Annotated in this window: 18 protein-coding genes and 1 pseudogene; 5 read left to right on the forward strand and 14 right to left on the reverse strand. The window is 32.0% G+C overall.

Annotated features, from left to right (window positions below):
- Positions 1 to 191: 191 nt before the first annotated feature.
- Together A2255_01160 and A2255_01165 are read right to left on the reverse strand one after the other, a co-directional pair.
- Complete coding sequence (locus A2255_01160) at positions 192 to 941, reverse strand: 1-(5-phosphoribosyl)-5-amino-4-imidazole-carboxylate carboxylase (protein OGI17202.1); 750 nt, start codon at positions 939 to 941, stop codon at positions 192 to 194.
- A gap of 9 nt (positions 942 to 950) precedes the next feature.
- Positions 951 to 1,775: a TIGR00268 family protein gene (locus A2255_01165; GenBank protein ID OGI17203.1), complete on the reverse strand. Its 825-nt coding sequence runs from the start codon at positions 1,773 to 1,775 to the stop codon at positions 951 to 953.
- Between the two features lie 60 nt (positions 1,776 to 1,835).
- On the opposite strand from A2255_01165, the gene A2255_01170 reads away from it, so the two are divergent.
- Together A2255_01170 and A2255_01175 are read left to right on the forward strand one after the other, a co-directional pair.
- Positions 1,836 to 2,876, forward strand: a complete 1,041-nt coding sequence (locus A2255_01170) for a tRNA preQ1(34) S-adenosylmethionine ribosyltransferase-isomerase QueA (protein ID OGI17204.1) — start codon at positions 1,836 to 1,838, stop codon at positions 2,874 to 2,876.
- 276 nt (positions 2,877 to 3,152) lie between these two features.
- Positions 3,153 to 3,647, forward strand: coding sequence for a hypothetical protein (locus tag A2255_01175; protein ID OGI17205.1), 495 nt, complete (start codon positions 3,153 to 3,155; stop codon positions 3,645 to 3,647).
- Between the two features lie 41 nt (positions 3,648 to 3,688).
- Here the strand turns inward: A2255_01175 and A2255_01180 are convergent, their stop codons facing one another.
- The 9 genes from A2255_01180 to A2255_01220 all read right to left on the reverse strand — a co-directional run bounded on the left by A2255_01180 (position 3,689) and on the right by A2255_01220 (position 16,191).
- On the reverse strand, positions 3,689 to 5,047 hold the full coding sequence (locus tag A2255_01180; GenBank protein ID OGI17206.1) for a hypothetical protein: 1,359 nt from the start codon (positions 5,045 to 5,047) through the stop codon (positions 3,689 to 3,691).
- A gap of 5 nt (positions 5,048 to 5,052) precedes the next feature.
- Positions 5,053 to 5,430 (reverse strand): hypothetical protein, encoded by a 378-nt coding sequence (locus A2255_01185; GenBank protein ID OGI17207.1) that lies wholly within the window; start codon positions 5,428 to 5,430, stop codon positions 5,053 to 5,055.
- A gap of 10 nt (positions 5,431 to 5,440) precedes the next feature.
- A complete protein-coding gene (locus A2255_01190; GenBank protein OGI17208.1) occupies positions 5,441 to 7,573 on the reverse strand; it encodes a hypothetical protein in 2,133 nt (710 codons plus the stop codon).
- Positions 7,574 to 7,690: 117 nt separating this feature from the next.
- Positions 7,691 to 9,853, reverse strand: a complete 2,163-nt coding sequence (locus A2255_01195; GenBank protein ID OGI17209.1) for a hypothetical protein — start codon at positions 9,851 to 9,853, stop codon at positions 7,691 to 7,693.
- A gap of 237 nt (positions 9,854 to 10,090) precedes the next feature.
- Positions 10,091 to 10,597 carry an SMC-Scp complex subunit ScpB gene (locus A2255_01200; protein ID OGI17210.1) on the reverse strand — a complete coding sequence of 169 codons (507 nt, stop codon included), beginning with the start codon at positions 10,595 to 10,597 and terminating at the stop codon, positions 10,091 to 10,093.
- Positions 10,598 to 10,731: 134 nt separating this feature from the next.
- Entirely contained in the window at positions 10,732 to 11,031 is a 300-nt protein-coding gene (locus A2255_01205; protein ID OGI17211.1) for an excinuclease ABC subunit C, read from the reverse strand.
- A 29-nt stretch (positions 11,032 to 11,060) separates the two neighbouring features.
- Entirely contained in the window at positions 11,061 to 11,918 is an 858-nt protein-coding gene (locus tag A2255_01210) for a hypothetical protein (GenBank protein ID OGI17212.1), read from the reverse strand.
- A gap of 57 nt (positions 11,919 to 11,975) precedes the next feature.
- On the reverse strand, positions 11,976 to 12,704 hold the full coding sequence (locus A2255_01215; GenBank protein ID OGI17213.1) for a hypothetical protein: 729 nt from the start codon (positions 12,702 to 12,704) through the stop codon (positions 11,976 to 11,978).
- Positions 12,697 to 16,191, reverse strand: a complete 3,495-nt coding sequence (locus tag A2255_01220) for a chromosome segregation protein SMC (GenBank protein ID OGI17219.1) — start codon at positions 16,189 to 16,191, stop codon at positions 12,697 to 12,699. Before A2255_01220 ends, A2255_01215 begins: the two co-directional genes overlap by 8 nt.
- Positions 16,192 to 16,465: 274 nt before the next feature.
- Here A2255_01220 and A2255_01225 point away from each other — a divergent pair, with 274 nt between their 5' ends.
- Positions 16,466 to 16,765 (forward strand): rubrerythrin, encoded by a 300-nt coding sequence (locus tag A2255_01225; GenBank protein ID OGI17214.1) that lies wholly within the window; start codon positions 16,466 to 16,468, stop codon positions 16,763 to 16,765.
- A gap of 204 nt (positions 16,766 to 16,969) precedes the next feature.
- On the opposite strand, the pseudogene A2255_01230 reads toward A2255_01225, so the two are convergent.
- The 3 genes and pseudogenes from A2255_01230 to A2255_01240 all read right to left on the reverse strand — a co-directional run bounded on the left by A2255_01230 (position 16,970) and on the right by A2255_01240 (position 22,569).
- A pseudogene (locus tag A2255_01230) lies at positions 16,970 to 18,080 on the reverse strand (peptide chain release factor 2).
- Between the two features lie 231 nt (positions 18,081 to 18,311).
- On the reverse strand, positions 18,312 to 21,125 hold the full coding sequence (locus A2255_01235) for a preprotein translocase subunit SecA (GenBank protein ID OGI17215.1): 2,814 nt from the start codon (positions 21,123 to 21,125) through the stop codon (positions 18,312 to 18,314).
- A gap of 295 nt (positions 21,126 to 21,420) precedes the next feature.
- Complete coding sequence (locus A2255_01240; GenBank protein ID OGI17216.1) at positions 21,421 to 22,569, reverse strand: hypothetical protein; 1,149 nt, start codon at positions 22,567 to 22,569, stop codon at positions 21,421 to 21,423.
- A gap of 185 nt (positions 22,570 to 22,754) precedes the next feature.
- Here A2255_01240 and A2255_01245 point away from each other — a divergent pair, with 185 nt between their 5' ends.
- Positions 22,755 to 24,125, forward strand: a complete 1,371-nt coding sequence (locus tag A2255_01245) for a hypothetical protein (protein ID OGI17217.1) — start codon at positions 22,755 to 22,757, stop codon at positions 24,123 to 24,125.
- A partial coding sequence (locus A2255_01250) for a hypothetical protein (protein OGI17218.1) occupies positions 24,125 to 25,341 on the forward strand: 1,217 nt, incomplete at its 3' end. The genes A2255_01245 and A2255_01250, both read left to right, overlap by 1 nt.

Consider the following 25,341-nt stretch of genomic DNA (forward strand, 5'->3'; position numbering starts at 1 on the left):
CTTAATATTATTTTGACACATGTACAGATTCTTTTCTTGGAGAAGTAAGGTAAAAATAAAGAAAAAGTACAGCAATATTATTCTACAGCATTATAAATAAAATAATTACTTTAAGGGGCGTGCTTTTTAAACCATCTATTTTTTATTGTATCCTAATTATTTTTATGGACTACTGTATTAGCTCTTTTTATTTAATCTTTTGACTGTTTTACAATCATAGAAGCAATATTGGCGGCTCCAAATCCGTTGTCGATATTAACCACGCTTACGCAGGAAGCGCAGCTGTTTAACATACTTAGTAGCGTTGTTATTCCTTCAAAATTGGCCCCATATCCAATGCTTGTTGGTACTGCAATTACAGGACATCCTGATATTCCACCAACAAAACTAGCTAAAGCTCCTTCCATTCCAGCGATGACAATTATTGCTGAAGCATTTTGTATTTTATCTATTTCGTTAAAAATCCTATGGACTCCTGCAACTCCGCAATCAAAAATGGTTTCTGTTTTAATTCCTGCTGCTTTTAGAGTTATTACTGCTTCTTCAGCAACGGGTAAGTCTGCTGTTCCTGCTGAAATAACAAGAGCATAGTTATTGGTAGTTTTTTCAGGAAACTCTCCATAACTTATTATTCTAGCTTTTTTATGGTAAATACTACCTGCTAAGTTCGATAAAACATAATCAGCGACACTCTTGTCTGCTCTTGTTGCTATAACCAGACGATTTTTTTTCTTTAATTCAGCAATTATAGCGACTATCTCATTATTTTCTTTTCCCGGACAGTATATAACCTCTGGGAAACCCTGCCTCAATGTTCTATGATGGTCAATTTTAGCAAAATCAATATCTTTATATGGTAAAACTTTTAATTCTGCTATAACTTCATCGAGGTTCTTAAGACCATTTTTATATTCTTCTAATAAATCTCTTAAATATTGCATAAATTATCTCTATTGTTCTATAGATTCGTTTAAACTGCCTGTTCTGTAACCTTTCAAGTCAAGGCATACATAATTATACCCTAATTTTTGAAGTTTTAAATTAATTTCTTTTCTATGTTTAGAAATAAATTGTTCAATATCATCCTGATTTAGCTCTATTCTAGCAATTTTATCGTGATGTCTGACTCTAAAACCACTATATCCTAAATCTTTTAAGTAAGATTCAGCTTGTTCTATCATACAGAGTTTTTTTTCTGTAATGGCTGTTTCATACGGAATTCTTGATGCAAGGCATGCAAGAGCAGGCTTGTTCCAGTTGGATAATCCCAGATCTTTTGCTGTTTCCCTTATATCTGCTTTTGAAAAGCCAGCCTCTATAAACGGACTTTTAATTTCCAGCTTTTTTATAGCTTCAAATCCCGGCCGATAATCATTTATATCATCTATATTTGAGCCATCGAATATATACTGATATCCTTTTGTTTTAGCTAATTTAACTAATTCACTAAAAATCAATTCTTTACAGTATCTACATCTTTGAGAATTATTTTTTCTGATATCAGAATTATCAAGAACCTTTAAATTTATTACTGTATGGTTAAATGCAAAGTGTTTAGCTAGTTCCTGCGCTTCTTTTAATTCATTATCAGTGATAAATTCTGATTTTGCAGTAATTATTAATGACTTTTGAGCTAAAATATGATGGGTGATGTATGCTAGTAGGGTACTATCTATCCCTCCAGAATAAGCAACCACAGCGCTGCCATAATTCTGGATAATATTTGCTAATTTTGGGTATTTTTCTGATTTTATTTTGTCTAATTTGTTTAACATAAGCATTCCTGAGGTCTTGTTGCTGTTATTATACAATATATGAAACCGGGTAAGTAAAAAATGCATATAAGTGAATTTGATTATAATCTTCCTAAAGAATTAATCGCTCAATTTCCTTCAGAAAAAAGAGATTATTCAAATTTAATGGTGTTGGATAGAAGCAGTAAGACAATTGAGCATAAGAAATTTTTTAGTATAGCTGACTATTTAAGTGAAAATGATGTTCTTGTAATGAATAATACAAGGGTTATTCCGGCAAGATTAATTGGTAAAAAGTCAACAGGTGCTAATATTGAGATTTTTTTGCTTGAAAAAAAGACTGAAAATATTTGGGAGGTTTTAATAAAACCAGCAAAAAGAGTTAAATCTGGTACAATAGTTGAGTTTTCTGAAGAATTAAGTGCTGAAATTATTGATAAATCTGATAATGACAAATGGGTTGTAGAACTTAAATACAATGGAGACCTTAATGAAATTTTAAATAAAGTAGGAAATATTCCTCTTCCTCCTTATATTATGAGGACTTTATCAGATAGTGAAATTAGAAAGTTGGATTATCAGAGGTATCAGACAGTATATGCTCAAACCCCAGGATCTGTTGCTGCTCCAACAGCAGGGTTGCATTTTACCGAAGATTTACTTGGGCAGATTAGGCAAAAAGGGGTACAGGTTTGTTATGTTACTCTCAATGTAGGATTAGGGACGTTTAAACCTGTTCGAGCTGAGGATATTCGTGACCATAAGATGGATAAAGAAACTTATGAGATTTCACAAGAAACAGCTAATATAATAAATAATGCTAAAAAAGAAGGTAAAAACATTGTAGCTGTTGGAACCACAACAGTAAGAACTCTTGAGACAGTTTATAAACTACATAGTCAGATAACACAATCTTCAGGATCAAGCGATATATTTATTTATCCAGGTTATAAGTTTAATGTTGTAAATAAATTAATAACTAATTTTCACTTGCCAAAATCAACTTTATTAATGCTAGTATCTGCATTTACAGATAAAGGATATATTTATGAAGCTTATAAAGAGGCAATAAAGAAAAAATATCGCTTTTATAGTTATGGTGATTGCATGTTTATACTTTGATAAACTATTAAATTTAATACAGGCTTTATTATACAAAGTTGACAGCATAATCAGCATATATAATAATGAAAATATAAAAATAAGGTATTTAATAAAAATTTGGTAATATCCATACCTAACTTAGGTTAACGTTTGAAGCAAATAATGAGGTATTATTGGAATGATCGTTAATTTGAGAATGTGGCTTAGCCACTGAAGTAGTAAGACTTAGTTTAAAGTTATCAGTTATCGTTGGAGCACTACTGAAATTTTTATAAAATTTAAGGGAAAAATATCATGAAAAAAGCATTTACTTTAACAGAAATGTTGATTGTTATAACTATAATAGGAGTATTAGCAGCTATAACAACCCCTATTCTACTGGATGTTTTTGATGAGCAGGATGAGAAATTATATGAGTCAGCTTTTAAAACGGTAGAGTCAGTTGTAAGTGACCTTATTTCTGATATAAGCTTATATCCTGCAGGAAATTTTTATAATGCTGATGCAGCTTATTTTTGTACGAATTTTTCTAATAAAGTGAACACTGTAGGTACTGTGGATTGTACGGGTTCTACAGTTCCCGGTGATCCAAATTTTACTACCAGTAATGGTATGAGATGGTATGGAGTGAGAAATGTTTTATCAGGAAACGCGACAATACACGTTGATATAGATGGAGAGGGCCAAGGAGATGATGCAGATGCATCAGATATTCTTGAGATAATCATTACTCCAACAGGTAAAGTTACCGCTCCTGCAGGTACTGAAACAACTTATCTTGCGCAATAAATTTTTTAGTTACAGTTTTTGAATTTATAATAGATCAGCTGCTAATTGAGCTGATCTATTTTAGTTAGAGTTTTAATAGTGCCATCTTCTGCAAGAATCACACACGAAATAAAGCTTGTAAGCTCCTTAAAATTATTTATTATTATCTCTGGATTATTTATGGAACTATCAGTTATTACCAGTTTTCCGGTTTGCACAAGAAATAATATAAATTCTGCTCCTGTTTTTGTAAGTGCATCTTCCAGATAAATAACATCAGGGGATTGAAAATCAATGAATTTCATAGCCTTATCAATACTAAATCCTGCTTTCTCATTTAATTCACATTGATTTATTTCTGCTAATTCATACTTGATCAGAGATTCTACGGTCATTATATTCTTGTTTGCAGGATTAAGGGAGGATAGAATTGAGTAAATAATCGATACTCTATGGGCTGAATCTGATCCGCAGATCAATATTATGCCTGGTTTGTCTAAATTTGATTTTATTAAGTTCAGATCTTCAATATTTAAAGATAATTCATTCAAACTTTGGGGTTGTTTATAGATTTTAAGCGAAATTCTTTCCCCTTTGGTGGTTGGAAAAGAGGATATATGAACTGTAATCTTGCTTGATTGCAGTAAAGTTTCAAATTTACCTAATTGTGGAATTTCAATTATGGTTGGATCAAGGTTAGCCATTGATTTTAGGTTTGAAACACAAAGAGAAGTCAATAAAATAGGAATTTCTCCTTTAGTCTGAATTTCCTGTTTTTTCTTGAACTTTACTGTTATACCGTTTGGGGTGTTTTCAAGAAAGATTTCTGCTGTATCTTCTATCATTGACTGATATAAGATGGCATGAATTATATTTTGCGCTTGTGAATCATTATGATTTTCATTGTTTAATTCTTGTCGCCAATCAAATTGGACATCTTTATTAAAATTATTTCCGGAATTATCAGATTGATCACAAGAATAATATTTATCTATTGCTTCTAATATGCTCCTTTCAGAACAGATTATGGGCTCTATTTTGCAATTTATGCAGTTTATCAGGTTATTTAGTAAAAATAAATCAAGAGGGTCTGCCATAGCTATAGTTAAAACATCCTCAATTTTAAATAAAGGTATTATTCTGTAGCTTTCAGCTTCTTGTCGAGAAATAAACTCTAAGCAATTTTTATCAAGTATGTAATCATCAAGATTTACATATGGTATATGTAATTTGGCCTCAATAAAGCTTAGAAAATCTTGCTCAGAGATAAAATTAGAATTAATAAGAACCTGAGCCAGGTTTATATTTTCATTTTTTGCAATTTCCTCAGCCTGAGAGAGATTTTCATAACTAAGTAACCCATCTCTTACAAGATCGTATTTTAATTTTTCTATGGTTTTATTGGTTAGAGGATTTTGCATAATGCTTATAAACCTTTATTAAGATATTGTTTTGCGATATTTACCACTTCATCTATATCAAAAGGCTTTGTTATATATTCATCTGCCCCTGTTTCTTCACCAATTGATTTATCTTCTTCCTGAGATCTTGCTGTTACCATAAGTATAGGGATATCCTTATACTTTGCATCAAATTTCAAAAGTCTGCAAACTTTATATCCATTAATTTTTGGAAGCATTACATCAAGAATTATAAGATCCGGTTTTTCGTTTTTAGCTTTAAATAAAGCTTCTTCACCGTCATAAGCTGTTATACAGTTTAGTCCCTCTGTTTCGAGAACAAATTTAAGTGTCTCTACTATGTCTTGCTCATCATCAACAATAAGGATTTTCTTACCAGTCATACCCTACCTCTTAATTAACTTCTGTTCTTTTATTTGTCTCGAAAATACAATGAATAGACTTTTTAGCTTGTTCTATTAATTCTTCACTAGTTATGGCTTCTTCCGGATAAATAGAAATACCCAAATTTAAATTATGATTTAGATATAGAGAACTATTGTCTATAAGATATCTTTTTAAACGTTTAATAACATTATTAGCACCCACTCTGTCAGTATTGGAGAGTATAATTTGCATATTATTATCTTGTGTAAAGAACTTACACTTATCTCCTTTTCTGATTATATTTATTTTGCCTGCTGAAATATCTTTAATAATAGAATTAATAAAGCATTGAGTGTCAGTAATCTGTTCTTCAAGTACGATTAGAGCGAGATTTGAATGGTTATATTTTGAGTATTGAAGTTCATTATCAAGTTCAAGCAGGAAAGTATTATCATGCATCATAATTGGCAAAATAAACGAGAATTTACTGCCTTTTTGCGGTTCACTTTCAAGCCATATTTCACCTCTATGAGCTTCAATTAATTGTTTTGCAATAGGTAAGCCTAAACCTGTTCCCCCTACTTCTCTACTTAATGAGCTTTCAATTTGCTGAAATTTATCGAATACCTTTGGAATATCTGATTCGTTGATACCTATTCCAGTATCTTCAACGCTTATTTTAATATAGCTGCCCCTTAAAGTGTTTTGATGTTTAGCATTTATTACTGATGGATCACGATAAAATAAACTTGTATTTATAGAATTAGCATTTATTTCTTCCGTGGATATCTTGATTTCTCCATTTTCAGGTGTGAATTTAATGGCATTTGAGATTAGATTTGATAAAACCTGTTCAATCCTGTTAATATCACCATATATTTGAGGTAATTCCTGAGAAACATCCAGAGTTAATTTTATATTTTTCTTTTCAGCAAGGTTATCAAATGTTGATATTACAAATTGAATTGGTTCAATAATACTGAGGGGTTTAAATCTGTATTCCATTTTTCCTGCTTCAATTTTTGATAAATCGAGCAAGTCATTGATAATTCTGGATAATCTGTCTACGTTTCTTTTAGCTATACTTAAAAAATTGTTCTGGGTGCTGGTTATCTCTCCTGTTTTTCCTGTTAGCATAATATCAAGAGAGTTTTTAATAGAAGTAAGAGGGGTTCTTAACTCATGTGAAACTATTGATATGAACTCTGATTTGAGTTTTTCAAGCTTTTCTAGCTTAATATTGGTTTTTTTGATTTCTTCATAAAGAATAGCGCTTTCAAGAGGCAGAGAAACCTGCTTTACAACAGTCTGAAAGCAAGTTGCATCTTCTCCCGAAAATTCATTTTCTCTCAGGATCTCTACAGTTCCAAAGAATTTATCTGATGTACTAATAGGTGAAAATAGGCTGTCAAACTCAAGAACAGTTAAATCATATTGTTCTTTATCATTTTTGATATATTTTTCTACTTTTACATTGTCTATTGATAGTTCAAAAGGAAGTTCGGTATTCTCAAAGAGACTTTTATATCCGATAATGGCTCTTAATTTTAAAGCCTGCTCAAGTCTTTCTGATATTTCATATAGGGAATTAACTATAAGAGTAGCATCTTCAGGATTATTTATTATTAATGCAAGACAAATTGAGAAATTCAAACTTTTCTCAAGTCCTGTATTCATAATGCTTACTAATTTAGTCTTATCCAGAGTACCGGCTAACTGTGAACTTGTATTGTAAAGCACATTTAACTGGTATAAACTTTTTGCCAGCTCGCTATTATTTGTGTATAGAATATCTAAAAGCTTTTTAATTCTTAAATGAGCGTTAACTGTTGCTATTAATATATTGTCGCTAAAAGGTTTAGTAATATATCCATCTGCTCCAACCAGTATTTCTTCTGAAGGAGAATCCTGTGATGTAAGTAAAATTATTTGTATATCGTTAGTTTTACTATGTAATTTTAATTTTTTGCAAATATTTGAGATGTTAATTTCGGGACAGGAAGTATCAACTAAAGCTATATCCGGGGATAATTCATTTGTGGCTTTAAAAGCTTCTTCTTCATTAAATACAACCGTTATATCATAACCAATATCCGTTAAGAGATTGGCTAAATCCTGATTATTATCTTCTTTATTCCAGATAATTAAGATTTTCGACATAAGATATACCGGTTTATAGACTTTATTAAACGATTATCTTAATAAATTATAATACACTTTAAGCTTGATGATTAAATATAAAACGAAATCTCAAGAATTATAAAGAGAATCGGGTTTTTATGTATTATTAAGTTTCTTATAAATGAAGAATTTATAGTGCTTTTCAGTCTTATACTGTTTATAATTTTCAATTATTTCTATTTTCTTTACGAGCTTAAAATTTGCAGGGATATTGGAAAAGTCTATTATGGAGGTCATTCCTGCAGGTTTTCCCTCAGTAAGAATATTATTATGTATATCAAAGTACAGAATTATAGGCTCATTAGGCTTAACTTGATTATAAATTACCTGATTATCCTTAACAGTGTAATTGAATACGAATTCTTTCTCATTTGTGATATCAACTCCCTGTTCTTCACCTGAAATGATTAGATAATCATAATCATTATAGTTGCCCCTTTTTACTAACAGATCATACCTTATAGGATAAATTTTCCAGCTCGGGTTTTCTTCAAAAAATGGATAAAAACAATCTTGATCAGAGAATATTAAACCTATTTTAGAATTATCAGGAGCAGTTGAGCCGATATATTTAAGCAAATAATAAAAAGGAGAAAAGGTTGAAAAAAATCTTTCATCTCTCAGCCTAACTTCATTTCTAAAAGAAACAAAATTTTTCTTGTTTAAAACTTGATTGAGTTTGAATAAAGGTTTTGAATCATTAGATGTAGAAATTACTGCAAAATTAAGTATGGCTATTATAGTTATTAGAATTTTAAAGATATTTTTCTGTCTTGTATAGCTAAAAGCAAGAATTGTAGAGCTTATTACGATAGAAGTTAGTAGAAATCTATTATTCCAATAGCAAAAACCCATTAATAGTGAAACTGAAACCAGGAATATAATAGTAACAAGGCTGGTTAAGTTTAGATAAAACGTTTTATTTCTTTTTGATTTTAATTTTGTAAGGCTGTATATGAATAAAGCAGGAAGTAAAAGGAAACCAAGCAGGCCAAATTTAGAATGATTTTCCTGAATAAAGGTATTTAATCTGATTATATCAACGTATGCCAAACCATCAGTGTTTTGCAGTCCAAAGATACTAAATAGAAAATCTTTAGAACTTAAATATAAGGGAGATAATATATTAGCTGATTCTATTCCTGAAAAATCAATAAATAATAAAAAATATCTAATTAAATTAGCTAATAATGTTTTAAATCCAGGGGTGGCACCTAATCTTTCCATATGAGCCTGATTAGCAAAGAAATTTCCAAAATCAAGATAATTAAGAATATGGTTATATGAGCTAAGAACTAGAAATGCAGGGATAGAAGCAGCTATAAATACTGCGATTGGCTTGTAAAATAGCTTTTTATTTTCCCTTATAGATATTAAGAAAAAAATTATTCCAAATACCGGAACAAAGAAGAATGTGGAGTATTTAATGCCCGCATCAATGCTAAAAGCTATAGCTGAAAATATGAGAGCTTTTTTACTATTCTCTCTAACTCCATAAATAAATAGATATAGAGAAGCAAGCAAGAAAAACGCAACTAATAAATCAGTTTGAGCACTTGTAGATTCTAAAATAACAGCAGGAAATGATGCAAGTATAAATATAGTCCATAATATTCTTCCGGTTGATACTTTTAGGTATCTTAAATAAGTAAAGATGGTAAATATACAGCCTAAATAAGCCAAATATTGAGGTAATTGAGCAAGATAATCTCTTTTTAAAAACACCATTGACCAGAGTATTAAGATTTCTGAATTTATAGAATAAATAGTATGTCTGATTGAGCTGGATTCAAAATGAGCAAGAGTTTGATTTTGTACCCAAAATCCAATTCGAGCAAGGTGATAAATTAGGCTATCCCAGGAATTGGTTGGGGTAATAATGGTAAGTAGCAGACTAACTAAGCTTGAAAATACAAAAAATACAGCCAGTAAAAGTAATATCTTGTCTTTCTTAATAGCCTGAATGATTTTATCTTTTATTAACTTGATTTCCCCAAAATCAATATGAGGGAATTCCTTATATTTCCAGTATAAAAGAGATGGGATAAATATGATTAAATTAGATATTAATATGCCTGCTTGATTAATCTGCTTTATTATAGAGAGTATTTCAACACTTACAATTATCTGAGATACCAGTATCAAAACCAGATAAATAATTGAGTTCTCAAATCTTCTTGATTTTATTGTGCTGGCTAAAAAATATGATGAAGACAATACCAGACAAAAAGATATTATAAACAGTATTAAACCAGCCATACCCAACCTTTATCAAGCTTATTTACTTAATTCATTATAGAATAAAACTCAAATTATAACTTAAATAAATTATGTTTGTCATTGTAAGGTGATTAGCACTGTCATTACGAGGTGGCTAAGCCACTATCACATTGTCAACAATCTTTTTAATATATGAATCATTGATGATGGGTTTGTGGCACCGTGGCAATCTATAATCAATAAATTTATATGGCTAGCAGCTTGAGTAGAATAAAATTAAGATTCTTTTGCAGTTGATTCCAGATCTAGAATTTTAGCAAGAGATTTTGTATCACCTTTTAATTTAAAATATTCTGCAAATTTAGGAGTGGTTTTTAAAACATATGATCTGCCATTTTTATCTTTTTTCTTAGTTATAAGGCCTTTATCGAGAAGTTCTAAAATATGATCATATGCTGATTGACCACGCAATTCAATCAACTTAGTTTGCCTGACAGGTTCTTTTATGGCTATAACAGAGAGAGTTCTTAATGTAGCTGGTTTTAATTCAACAGGAACCAGCTTTTCTACTATATCCATATATTCCAGCCTAACCTGTATAATATAACCGTCTTCATCATCAATTTCAAGAGCGGTTTCTCTTGATGAATAGTCCATAATCAGATCAAGCAAGGCAGATTCGACTTCAGCAGGGTCTTCTTTCAGGATTTCTGAAATTTCCTCTATTTGCATTGCTTTAGCTGTTATAAATAAAACAGTTTCTATGCGTGGTTTTAAAGACATTTCTTTTCCAATAAAATTTTTAACTAAAATTCTTTGTCATTGCGAGGTGCTTCGCACTGTTTTAAGTTCTCAATCATTCCAATATCAGTACTGTCATTGCGAGGAGAGCAGCGACGAAGCAATCCAATAATCTACTAAATAATATTATCATATAGATCTTCCCATTTTTCATTAAAATTATTTATAAGTTGTAATTTCTTTTTTCTAGAACCACCTTTAATTTGTTTTTCCCTGATAATAGCATTTTCAATATTATCAAATATTTCATAGTAAACCAATTTGGTTAAATCATATTTTTTTGAAAATCCGTCAATTAATTTGTTTTTGTGTTCATAAATTCTTCTAACAAGATCATTAGTAACACCAGTATAAAGGGTTCCGTTTTCAAAATTGGTTAATATGTAAATATAATATTGTTTAGATTGCTTCGTCATTTCATTCCTCGCAATGACAAGGATTTCAACTAATTAATATATTCATCTATTATTTCTATATTTGGATTATTTTTCTTTAATTGACTTATTGTATATTCAAAAAAATCTAGATTTGGGTCAGCATTTACAATACTGCTTAATTCTTCTCCAGTTTGAGTAAATGCTACTTTACCAACTATTAATTTATTGTTTTCTGTCTTGTTAAACTTGATAAATAAAGATTTCTCATGATATTTCATTAATACCTTTTCTGAATTTAATGTTAATTTATATCCCGAAATATAATTAAATTTTACCAATCCAATACTATCTAAATGCTGTAATGAGCCAAAATTTATTAAATTTTTATTATATATTTCTGCATCTAGCTCAAATATAAATGGACCTAAAGCCCATGCAAAGCTACAAAGATTTTTAAAAAGCATAGCATCATTTTTATCTAAAGAAGACATGAGATTGACAGTGTGTTTTGAAAATGTTCCGGGTTTGTTGGCTTCGCCGGATAAAATATTAGCCCATAACAATTGCATCTCTTTATCCGAGATTAGTCTGCTCTTTTCAAAGAAATTAGAAATCCAGTCATTTTCTACATCTTTTGGCTTTGCGTCATGATTAATGCCTGGTATTGCTTCTTTTATTATTTCTTCCATATTTATTTGTTTTTTTGCTTCTTCGTTTACAAAGCGTACTAACGCTCTTTGCTCTAATTCATTTAATTCCATTTGGCCTAAAGCTTTAATTTTAGCAGCTTCAACTTCAGCTTTTGCTATGCGTTTTATTTGATGTGGTTCATAAACAATACCTATTGCATCAGATATTTTTTCAACCAAGATAGTTACAGGTTTTGATAAATCTCCAAGATTAATCAAAGAATTACCTTCACCCATTTTTATAAAACCTCTCTTTTTACTGCCTGTAAATCAAGCTGTCAAAAATATTTAAAATTAACTTATTTCGGGAACGATGTACAGGTCAGAATAAAATTCATCCTGAACTAAATCTATTCTACTTCTAGCTGCTAAAAATAGCAAAGTTATATAAGTGGATATCTTGTCCATTCCTGCTTCGCTAAGTTCTGAGAGTTCAATTTTTTCAGTAGTTTCAAATAATTTTAATAAAACCACATGAAGTTTTTCGATTCCATCTTCGATATATTCTTCGTGAGCCATTTCAAGAATGTCTTCTGGGGTAAAATCAGCATAAGAGCGAGCTCTTCTTGTCTTGGCTCTTTCCTGAGCGTTTTTTAAGGAGCGAATTTTATCGATTTTTTCATAAAATTCGAGTTGTTTAATCAAGTCTTTTAAGGTGACTACACGTTTTCTGTTTAATCTTACACTAGTTCTTCTAGCTAGAGCGTCTTCAAGAGAGATTACATTATTTACATTTATATCATCATAATCTAAAGTATCTTCATATGTTTCTTCAAAAGGATTAGGGTCTTCAATTTCTGTTATAATCGGCTCTGTTAAAATATCTGACTTAAGTCTTAATAAAACAGCAGCAAAGAACAGAGTTCTACCTGTAAGTTTCAGGTTATGAGATTTCATTTCAACTAATTCATGCAAAAATTTATCTGTAACATCGACAATGTCGATATTCCAGGGTTCAATTTTACCTGTTTTTGCCATTTCTACAAGAATTTCTATTCCGTCTTGAGTGATAGCACTACTCATGGAACTTCACCCCTGTTACTTTTGTTGCACCATTATTTTTCTGGGTAACACCTATAGTCCTATTTGCTGATTCTATCATAGGTTTTCTTAAAGAAACTACTATAAATTGTGTATTTGAAGCCTGAGTTTTAATCATTTGTGCTAATCGTTCTGCATTTATGCCATCAAGGTGCATATCTACTTCATCAAAAGCATAAAATGGCGCTGGCATGTAGCGTTGTAATGCAAATACAAAAGCTAAAGCTGTAAGGGACTTCTCTCCGCCACTCATAGCTTCCAGGCGTTGCATCTTTTTGCCTCTTGGCTGTGCTTCAATAGTTAAACCGCCGGTAAATGGTTCATGGGGATTTTCAAGTATTAAACTGCCTATGCCGTCAGATAATTGCTCAAAAATTTCTATGAAATTACCGTTTACATTATTGAATGTGTCCATAAATGATTTAAACTTTAAATCTTCATATCCATTCATTCTTTCAATTATCTGAGTTTTTTCGTTAGACAAGGTATCTATCTTATTTTTTAGCTCTTGTTTTCTATTGAGAACCTCATCGTATTCAACCAGAGCCTTCATATTTACAGGTTCCAGATCTTCCATTTTGCGTTGAAGTCTTGATATTCCTTTATTTACTTCTTCGATAGATATATCTACTTTTGCTAATGTTGCTATATCATAACCTTGCTGAATAAGTTCTTCTCTAATTCCAAAAAGTTCAGGCTCTAATTCTTTTCTTCTTGCTTTGAAAGCTTCAACCTGCTCTTGTAATCTTTCGATTTTTGATTCAGCAATGCTTTTTCTCTTTTCAAGATTTAGAACTTCTTCATTAATACTATCTCTTTTTTGTTGAAGTTCGACTAATTCATGCCCTATTTCTTTAATTTTCTCGTTTAATTCAGCAATTCTCTGCTCAGTAGTGGCTATTTCATTTTTATGCAGTTCTTTTTCCTGACCAAGAGTTATATTATCCTGACCAAGTTTCTCAATTCTTTCTTCCTGAGCTTTAATTGCTTGATTGTTGAAGTCTATTTCCATTTTAAGAGCTTTAATTTCATTGTGGCAATTGGCAAGTTTAGATTCGTTGCTCTTGATCTGGAATTCTATACTTTCAGTCAAATCGTTTAATTTTGTTAAATCGTCTTTTGGTAAGGTTTTTTCTATATTTTCTATTTGGATGCTAATATTTTCAATGATTTCAGTAATTTTTTGGAGTTTTTCATTTTGTATATTTAATGATTTATCGACTTCTTCAACTTTTGGGGTAAGTTCAACAATTAAATTACGCTTCGATTCTAAAGTCGCATCAAAGTCTTTCAGGTTTCTTGAAATATTATCAAGTTCCAATTTCTTTCTGTTAAGCTCATTCATTGTGCTTGAGTAATCATGCCTAATTGAATCAAGCTTTTTCTCTGTTTCAGCTTTTGTTCTTTCGAGGCTAATACTTTTGTTTTCCAGCTCTTTAACTCGTTCTTTGTAGATATTAAGCTCATCGTCGTCAGCCTGAGCGAATTTTAAGCCTGATCTGGTGACCGATCCACCTGTCATAGCACCTGATTTTTCAAGAAGACTGCCATCAAGGGTAACCATACGGTATTTACCGATTAATCTTCTTGCTACGTTCATATCCTCTACTATAAGTGTTTCTCCAAGTGCAAAATGAAAAGCAGATTCGTAAATACTGTCAAATTCTATAAGGTTAATAGCATAATCTATTATTCCATCTATATTTGGAACTTTCAGTCCTCTGGGTCTGGGATTAATCTTATTTAAAGGCAGAAAAGTGGCTCTACCTGCTCTTGCAGATTTCAAAATTTCGATGGCTTTACTGGCAATTTCATCAGTATCAACTACAATAAATCTCATTCTACCGCCCATGGCTATTTCAAGAGCGGTTGCATATTCTTTGTTGACCTGACCTAATTTAGCCAGAGGGGCATGAACTCCGGTTAAACCTGAATTCATTATGGTATCAATTTCCCTACCGAAATTCATATCTTCTACGGCTTTTTTATTTGCTTCTAATTGGGCAACTCTTTTGTAAGCCAGAGAAATATTATAGTTTGAGTCATTTAATTCATTTTTAATTTTATCTAACTCAAATAAACAGTTCTTTTGCAGGATCTCATAGTCTTTTAATTCTTTATTTAATTCAGTTGTCTGAACTTCCAGCATATCTTTATTAGATAAGAGTTCTTTTTTAGATTCATCAGATTTTTCTATTTCTTTTTCTGCTTCTTCTATATCTCGCTTATATCTTGATAAATTCTCTTCAAGAACCAATTTGTCTTTTATAAGAGCGTTTTCTTCATCCTGTTTAGATTCAAGATTTCTTCTTAAAGCACTTCTTTGCTCAAGATTTTCGTTTGTTGTTTTATTTATGCTTGAAACTTCGCTGGTGATTCTGTCAAGTTCCTGTTTTTCCTGCTTGATATTTTGCTCAATGATGCTTATTTCATCTTTTTTATTGTCTATTTTTAGGGTTGTATCTTCGATTTTTTCTTTTAATCTTTGAATATTATCTTTAGCACTTTCAGTATTGCTATTATTATCTTGAACCTGTTTTTCTATATAAGCAATAGCGTCTTTCTTTCTTGCTACAACTCCTTTTAAAGCTTCAATTTGCTTTTTAATTTCTATCTGTTCATCTTCACCTTTAGCTTTAACAAGATCAGAAATTTCTTTTAATTCTGCCTGAGTGGTTTCAAGTTTAGTTCTTAACTCATTTAATTTTTCTTCTTCTGCTTTTTTGGTTTTATTAGCATCAAGAATGCTTTCATGAAGACGTTCCATAGAATTTTTAATGTCAAAGTACTTAACTATGGAAATTTTACTTTCAAGGCCTTGTTTTTCTTCCTTTAATTTTTGATATTTGAGAGCTTGAGTTCTTTCTTCTTCAAGTTGAGTTAACCTAACATCAATTTCATTCAGGATAATGGTAGATTTATCTACACGATCTTCAACGGTTTCAAGTTCTTTCTTTGCCTGTTCTATCCTTCTGTCAAAATCAGCGACACCGGCTATTTCATCAAGAATTTTTCTTCTTTCAAAAGGAGTCATATTGATGATGCCAGTGACGTCACCCTGCATCATAACGTTGTAACAACCCGAAGATATATTATATTTAGATAAATAATCATGGATTTCAGTTAGGGATGAGACTCTGTCGTTTAGATAATATGTGCCTGTATAGCCGTTACTGTTTCTTTTGATTTTTCTTGCAATTGAAAAGGTGACATCTTTGCCATTTTCAGTGAAGCTTATTTTAACCGAAGCTTCATTTTTCTTGCCAAGATTATTTATGAGGTCAGGAAGCTTTTCAGCTCTTAATGTTCGGGATGTTGATAATCCAAGAGCAAATAAAACACTGTCAATAATATTACTTTTACCAGAACCATTAGGTCCTGATATGGTAGTAAAGCCTTCCAGAAAAGGAATAATGGTCTTATCTGAAAAAGACTTAAAATTATCTAATTCTATCTCTTTGATATATATCAACAATAGTCGACTAATCCCAAACCTGTAATTTTAGTGAATTTTAGTACTAAACATATAACAGCATTACACTATATGTGGTGGTCATTGTCAAGAATTTAACTTTACTTCAAAAACTCTGAAAAGAATGAAAAGTTCAGAACTTTTTATGTGATTTTCCTATTTAATTAGTCTGGATTGCTAACTATAGAGTAGAATTTAACTTTTAATAATTTTTGTTATAATTTCAAAACTTGATTGATATTAAGGTAAATATATTTTAAGGAGATAAATTATGCCTGAATTTTCAAGTCCGTTTACAGGTTTAAACAGTGATAGAAAGCTTACTAAAGGTGAATTAATACGTGCTCTAAGATTTAGCATAGCAGCAGAGTATGAAGCCATACAGATTTATATGCAAATAGCTCAATCTATAGATGATGAACTAGCTAAAAAAGTCCTCATAGATGTTGCAAATGAGGAAAAAGAGCATGCCGGCGAATTTCTGCGGGTATTACGAGAACTTTCTCCCGAAGAATTTGAGTTTTACAAGAATGGTGAAGAAGAAGTAGAGGAAATGATGAAAGAAAAATAAGCCAGTACTCAGTTAAATAAGTTTTGATGAGGAGTTTATTTCTGGAGTAGCCTATGCACCATGTCAATTTGAAGGTGACCCAGTCACTTTTTTAAGTCATCAATTATTCCAGTGAGGACTTAATTATGTGCATTAGCACCGACGGAAGAAATTAACTCCTCATAATTGAACTAGCAAAGTACTAGTTTTTTAAAAAGTATAAAATTAACAAGAAGTCTCTAAGTTCTTTTTTAAATATGCTTCTATAAAACTATCAAGTTCTCCATTCATTACAGCTTCAACATTTCCAGTTTCATGGTTAGTTCTATGATCTTTTACCATGCTGTAAGGATGGAATACATACGATCTAATCTGGCTTCCAAAGTTAACATCCATAGCAGCACCCTTAAGTTGAGCCATTTTCTCTTCGTGTTCAATTTGTTTAATAACCAGAAGCTTTGATGCTAAAAGCTGTATTGCCAATTCTTTGTTTTGAGCTTGAGACCTTTCCTGTTGGCATTTTACTACTATGCCTGTGGGTTTATGGACAATTCTAACAGCTGTTTCAACTTTATTGACATTTTGACCACCGGCTCCACCGGCTCTCATTGTTTCTACTTCTATTTCTTCAGGCTTAATATCCACTTTTGACTCAATACCAGGCATGACGGGACTGACTTCTAATGATGCAAAACTGGTTTGCCTTTTGCCGTTAGCGTTAAAAGGTGATATTCTTACAAGCCTGTGAACGCCTTTTTCGGCTTTTGCATAGCCGTAAGCGTATTTGCCGGTAATTTTTATAGTTGCACTTTTAATTCCAGCTTCTTCTCCCTCAGATATATCAAGAGTGTCAACTTTCCAGCCTCTTGATTCAGCCCATCTTATGTACATTCTAAGAAGCATCTGTGCCCAGTCCTGTGCATCAGTACCACCAGCACCTGCATTGACAGTCAAAATGGCGTCATTAATATCATACTCGCCGCCGAGCATTTTCTGAAGTTCCCATTTGTCAAGCTCAATATTAAGCTGGGACAGGGTAGCTTCAATTTCACTATAGAGAGAAGAATCATTTTCTTCATCCGCAAGGTCAATTAACACGCCTATATCCTCAGCCTGTGTTGACCAGTTGCTATATTGATTAAGAGTGTTCTTCAATTCGCCTAGTTTTTGGGATAATTCCTGCGCTTGTTGAGGATTATTCCAGATATCAGGATCTTGAAGTTTTTCTTCTAAATCAGCAATACTTTTTTTAAGCTCGTCTAACTCAAAGACAGCTCCTGACTTTGAGTAGTTTTTCTTTTACTTCTTCCAGTTTTCTTCTATATTCACCAATCATATTAATACCCCTATTCTATGTTTTATGCCTAAATTGTAACAGTAAGCCCAGAAAATTTTAGAATGATGTTTAACATCATTCTAAATTCTATATTAATCTTATTAATTATTCCAGCAGGATATCTCGAACAACTAAATTTAATAGTGCTATAACGTAAATTGATAGCATTAAATTAAGTCTGCCTGCTTCAGTAGCTATAGTTGATGACTTAAGTTAGGTAATGGATATTACCTAAATTTTAGATGTGCGTGGAGCTCCACAGCATTTTTTGTATTTCAAACCGCTACCACAAGGACAAGAATCATTTCTACCGACTTTACCATTAGATCTTATCGGTTCGGATTCAGATGATGGTGGTATAAATTTCTCAGCAGCTCTTGATAAGTCTGTACTTATAGGCTCATCATCTTGCATATGAACTACTTGAATTTCAAATTTAGTTCTAAATAAATGAGCTACAGTTTCTCTCTGGATATCATGCATCATATTATTGAACATATCGAATGCTTCACGTTTATATTCTATAAGAGGATCTTTTTGACCATAAGCTCTAAGGCCAATACCTTCTCTTAACATATCGATGTTATGTAAATGATCAATCCATTTGCTGTCTGCGATTCTTAATAAAATATCTCGTTCGAGACTTCTCATTATATTGTTTGATGCACTAATTTCTTGAGGTTGAAACTCTTCTTGATTTATCTCAGGCGAATGATTCAAGGTTGTATTATAGAAATTAACAATCTCTTCTTCGTGCTTTTTGTATGCTTCCTGAGATGCCTCTTTAAATTTTTCATATAATACATTGTATTTTAGCCCTTTGATGTCAGCTAAAGTCAAGTATGATAATTGAGGCATTGAAGAATGAAGAGATTTAAGCAAGCTCTTTAAGGTTTCATCATCGTACTCTTCAAGTGGCATTTCAGGATTTATGTAAGCACCCATAATTTGATCAACTTCCTGATCAATCATATGAAGAACGTCTTCATAAATATTTCCACCTTCAAGAACCTTTCTGCGCTGGCGATAGAAGAGTTCTCTCTGTTGATTCATTACATCGTCATATTCAAGAACGTGTTTTCTTATATCAAAATGATAAGCTTCAACTTTCTTTTGCGCAGACTGAATACTTCTGCTGACAAGTGGAGCTTCAATAGCCATATCTTCATCAACTTTTAAGGTTTCCATAAGGGCAAATATCTTATCGCCACCAAATATTCTCATTAAATTATCTTCTAGAGATAAGAAGAATCTGGTTGAGCCAGGATCGCCCTGTCTTGCAGCTCTACCTCTTAACTGGTTATCAATACGTCTTGATTCATGTCTTTCTGTACCAATAACGTGTAAACCGCCTGCTTCTACAACGCGTTTATGTTCTTCCTGTGTTATTTTGTAGGATTCTTCTAAAGCTTGCTCTTTTAATTTTTGATATTCATCAGCAGGGACATTTTCAGGAGTTATTCCTTTTGCAATTAATGCTTCTTTTGCTAAGAATTCATGGTTACCACCAAGTAGAATGTCAGTACCACGGCCAGCCATGTTGGTTGCGATTGTAATTCCACCGTAACGCCCAGCTTGAGCAATGATATGAGCTTCTTTTTCGTGATGCTTAGCATTTAATACATTATGCCTTAGACCCCTTTTCTTTAAGAGACTTGATAAATACTCAGATTTTTCAATGCTTATTGTTCCAACTAGAATAGGTCTACCCTGTTTATGCATTTCTTCTATTTCATCTGCAACAGAAATATATTTTTGTTTTTCTGTTTTATAGATTACATCAGGATAATCTGTTCTTACATCTTTCTTATTTGTTGGTATTGAAGAAACTTCAAGACTATAAATCTTTCCAAATTCTGCCTCTTCAGTCATAGCTGTACCAGTCATACCTGCTAATTTTGGATATAATCTGAAAAGGTTTTGGAAAGTAATACTAGCTAGGGTTTGAGTTTCATCTTGAATAGCCACAGCTTCTTTTGCTTCTACAGCCTGGTGTAAACCATCACTCCAGCGGCGACCTTCCATAAGTCTTCCTGTGAACTCATCAACGATTATTACTTCACCATCTTTGATGACGTAATCTACGTCTTTTTTATATAATTCTTCTGCCTTTAAGGCCTGAAGCAGATGATGTGCATATTGGGTTGCTGGATCAAATAAATCTTTTACTCCCAATAATTCCTGAGCTTTGTCGATGCCTTCTTCATTAAGTATTACGTTTTTATTTTTTTCTTCTACTGTATAATCAACATCTTTAACTAGTAGTGGGGCAATTTTTGCCATTACTTTATATGTTTCTGCTGACTTTTCAAGTCTTCCACTAATAATTAATGGTGTTCTAGCTTCGTCAATAAGAATACTGTCTACTTCGTCGACAATAGCATAATAAACAGGTCTTTGAACTAATTGTTCAAGGCTTCCTGACATATTATCTCTTAAATAATCAAAGCCGAATTCATTGTTTGTGCCGTATGTAATATCAGCAGCATAAGCTTGTTTTTTGTGCTCAAACTCGTTGAAAGATCTATTTGATAAGACAACTCCGACTTCAAGTCCAAGGAAATTGTAAATTTTACCCATCCATTCGCTGTCACGTTTGGCGAGGTAATCGTTTACGGTTACGATGTGAACACCTTTTCCTGTTAGAGCGTTTAAATATGCCGGTAATGTAGCTACGAGAGTTTTACCTTCGCCTGTTCTCATTTCTGCGATACCGCCTCTATGGAGCACAACCCCACCTATAAGTTGCATATCAAAGTGGCGCATATTAAGAGCACGCTTGCCAGCTTCTCTAACAACAGCAAATGCCTCAGGAAGAATATTTTCAAGGGCTTCTTGCTCTAAGGCTCTATCTTTTTCCGGATTAGATGATTTGTTTCTATTAGCTAATTTTGCTTTAAATTCAGCGGTTTTTGCCCTTAATTCGTCATTTGAAAGAGCACTAATTTCAGGTTCAAGAGTATTTATATAGTCTACTATTGGCTGAATTTTCTTAATCTTTTTTTCGTTTGGGTCCCCAAGAATTTTTAATAATAAATCTATCATGATTGAGAATTATCCTTAATTTGGTGATAGCTATCACCTTTCTTATCTTACCGTATAGTTATCAGTACTTATAGGGTTACTATCCTTAATATTATATTTTGAATTTATCTCCCAATAATATATTCTATTATAGGTGACCTGAAAAAGAAAATATTGTTCCTGATTTAGAGTTTAAAAGGGTTCTCAGGATTTATTAAGGATAGAAATTATTGAGAAATTGACTTTAGTTTAATCCTGTAAGTTAAGATAACATATAAAAGGTATGATTTAAACTCATTATTACGAGATCAGTATATTATCTTTTTTTCAAGACAATTCCTTTCATAGGCTGAAGTGTAACTTGATTTATCGAAACTTTATCAATAGTCATATAAACATTTTGAGGTAAAGTTACTATTTTTGCTGTATTTGTATCATTTAATAGAACTTTTCCCTTTGTATAATCTCTAACTAAAACTCCATTGGGCGATCTTTGACGTGAAGCTGTTGGGTATCCAATTTTGCCTACTTTTCTGACAAGTTCGAACCATTTTGGTGATTCATACGAAACCCCCCATATATTATCTGTTAGAAGTACTGCTGGTAAGAAAAATTCAGGTACATAGTGAAATTTATCACCTTTATAAGCATCGTATTGAACAGCATCATAAATAAGCTGATTATAAGATTGTGCTTGATCTGTCCATTTAAAATATTCATCTAAACTTTTTTTAGTTGGTTTAAGTCTGCCTTCCAGCATAACAATATCTCTAGTTTGATAAAGTGCATATGGAGGGCTATTTGCTAATATAATTTTACTTGGTCCTATTAGTTGTCTACCTTTTTGTAATGCTGTTTCCCATCCTCTTTGTATTTGTTTGAATCTTTCTTCTGATATTTTTAAATTTTGCCAGTTTGATCTCCAAAGATTATCGATAAATAGGCCGTCCATTCCTTGATCAGTAATTTTTTTCATTCTAGCTGCAAAATAGTTTTGCCAGATAGGCTCTGTTGAATCGAACATATATCTTTTTTTACCATAACTACTGGAATAAGGATGAATATAATTCCCTTGTCTATCTTTCAAGAGAATATTCGGATGTTGTTTTGCAAAATTCTTATATGTATCCTGATAATACCATACGTCAGAAATGGTTAGATACTGTAAAACTTTTATATTAGGGTTTATTGCTTTAAGTTTCCTCGCTATTTCATAAGAAGCTTCCTGATCTACAAAAAGATCCTCTGATTTATTGATAATTACCATATCAAGCATTGCAGCATCTTGAATAGCGCTTGGATTATTTCTTATTCTTTTGGTAGAAAGTTGATTCAGTCCAATTCTTGGATATTCTAAAGCTTTGAAGTATTGATTTGCAGAATGTGTTTGTGAAATGGCTGAACCTGTAAATCCACAGCCTGTAATAAGACAGAGTATAATCAGGAATATTGATCTAAAAATCATAATTTTTCTCCATTAATGGTTAAAAATGTGTAGTCTTTTCAGAATTGTAAACTTTCAAAAATATGTAAGGAATAGACCATATATATATTTTTTGATACCTGACTAACTTATACTCTTAAACTTTTTATATTTGGTAAAATAGAAAAATATGTTTTGAGAAATTTTGGGAGTTAGAGTAAATCTTTATGAATCAAGAAGTATCAAAAGTTTTAGAGCACAAAAGTGCCGTTTTTCCTTTTTTGGATAAACCTGTTGAGATTTATAAACTTGAAAATGGTCATACTATAGTTATTGCAAATAAACATGGCGAGCTTGTAAACATTAGTACCTGGGTACGTACCGGCTCAATAAATGAAGATGATCAAATAAATGGTATTTCACATTTTCTTGAACATCTTATGTTTAAAGGTACACCTGAGCATCCGGCAGGAGAGTTTGACAGAACTTTAGAAGCCAGAGGTGCTATAGTTAATGCAGCTACCTGGAAAGACTACACATTCTATTATGTAACTTTACCTAAAGGTCCAAATGATGAGTATTTTAAAGAAGCTCTTGATCTTCATGCCGATATGATGCTTAACGCTTTTCTTCCCGAGCATGAAATAGGCCCGATTTTTGATTTTCAGAATCCTGATGTAAAGGAAAAGCGTGAAAGATATGTTGTAATTGAAGAAATAAGAATGAGAGATGATCAACCCTGGTCTAAAACATATAATGAGTTAAATCATATTATGTATACCGAGCATCCATATGTAATGGATGTTATTGGAACAGGGGAAATCATTTCTTCTATTCCAAGACAAACCATAGTTGATTATTATAAGAAATGGTATACAGCAGATAATTTTATCACTATTATTGTTGGTGATGTGGATACTGAAAAAACTTTAGGTTTAGTCAGAGAAAAGTTTAAATCAGCAGAATCAAAGCCTGAAGCAAAGGTTAAGCATCCCCAGGAACCGCCACAAACACAGCCAAGATTAGTCGAGAATACCAGCAGACTTAATACTGCATTCACAATTTTTGGTTTCCATGGTCCTGAAGCAAGTAACTTAAAAGAAACAATTGCTATAGATGCAATCAGCATAATTCTTGGAGAAAGTAAAAGCTCTAGGCTTCACCAAAATCTTATTGAAAAACCGGAAACACCTGTTTTTAACGTAGTTGGTACTGGACAATATCAGTTTAAAGACGGAAACACGTTCTTTATCCAGGCTAATTTTCACCCAAGTCAAAGAAGAAAGGCTCTGGAGCTTTTAAAAGTTGAAATCAGGAAAATGATTGATTTTCCTGTATCACAGGAAGAGCTTGATAAAGCCAAAAAGAAAATGAAAGGACGTTTTGCCAGTGAATCTGAGATAGTTTCAGAAATAGGGGAATCAATAGGTCATTATATGACTATATGTGATGATATTTCCTGTTATACTGACTATTTAAGCACTTTAAATACTTTAACAGTACAAGATTTATTTGAAGTTGCAAGGAAATATCTTGATTTGAATAAAGTTAATATTTCTATTCTATTGCCTGAACATGAGGAAGGGGAAGCAAGATAATGAATTCTTTTGATATAAATAATCTTAGTAATGGAATAAAGTTAATTACCAGAAAAAATGCACGTACTCCCAGGGTAGCAGTTTGCATGTTTATTGATTCAGGGGCTAAAAATGAGAGTAAAGCAGGTATAGCAAGCTTAGCAGGAAGATTGTTGCTTCAAGGTACTGAATCAAGAAATGCTGAAGAGCTTGCTATAGAACTTGATTCAAATGCTATAGAAATGAATATAGACGTAAAACAGGATTATTTTAAGATAAAAACCGTTTTCCTGAATGAAGATTTTGGTAAAGCATTAGACCTTTTATCAGATATAGTCAAGCATTCTACCTTTGAGAATTTTGAAAAAGAGGTGAGAAAGTTTAGAGGTGAAATTGAAGTAGATCTTGATTCACCAAAAATTAGAGCATTTGATAATCTTGTTAAAAACATGTATCCCGATCATCCTTATGGTCATACTTATACAAGAATTGTTAAAGACCTCCCATCTATTAATTTAGATGCTGTAAAAGATTTTTACTATAATGCTTCTTTACCTGAAAGAATAACCATAGTTGTTGTTGGGGATATTGATAAAAATAATGTTGTAAAAATGTTTGAGGATAAATTTGGAAACCTGAAACGCAATACAGGAAAGGTCATTTCTCTTGAGTCAGGTAAGATAGAAGAAAACAAAGTAGTTACTATATCTAAAAATGATGCTGCACAGGCTCAAATCGTTAAAGGATGGATAGTTCCGGATATTTTAAGCACAGATTATGCTGCTTTAAACCTATTAAATATTATTTTAGGTTCAAGTGGATTAAGTTCCAGGCTTTTTGTAGAGCTCAGAGATAAGAAAGGGTTAGCTTATCATGTGAGAAGCGCTTATGACCCATTAAAGCATTCAGGTCTGTTTACTGTTTATATTGGAACAGCTCCACATAATATCAATACAGCTTTGGATGGTTTTAATATAGAAATTAAAAAACTACAGGATGAACTAGTATCAGATAAAGAGCTTGAAGATGCCAAGAGTAATTATCTGGGTAAACGTGCTTTCTTCCATGAAACTAATGTGCAGCAGGCTCATTACTTAGGTTTCTATGACATTATGGGACTTGGCGCTGATTATGATGAGAAAATGGCAGAAAATATCAAAAAAGTTACTCCTAGTGATATAAAGGAAGTAGCAAATAAATGCTTTTCTCAAAACTCAGTTATATCAATACTTGCTCC

It is taken from the genome of Candidatus Melainabacteria bacterium RIFOXYA2_FULL_32_9, from assembly GCA_001784615.1.
GTDB lineage: Bacteria > Cyanobacteriota > Vampirovibrionia > Gastranaerophilales > UBA9579 > UBA9579.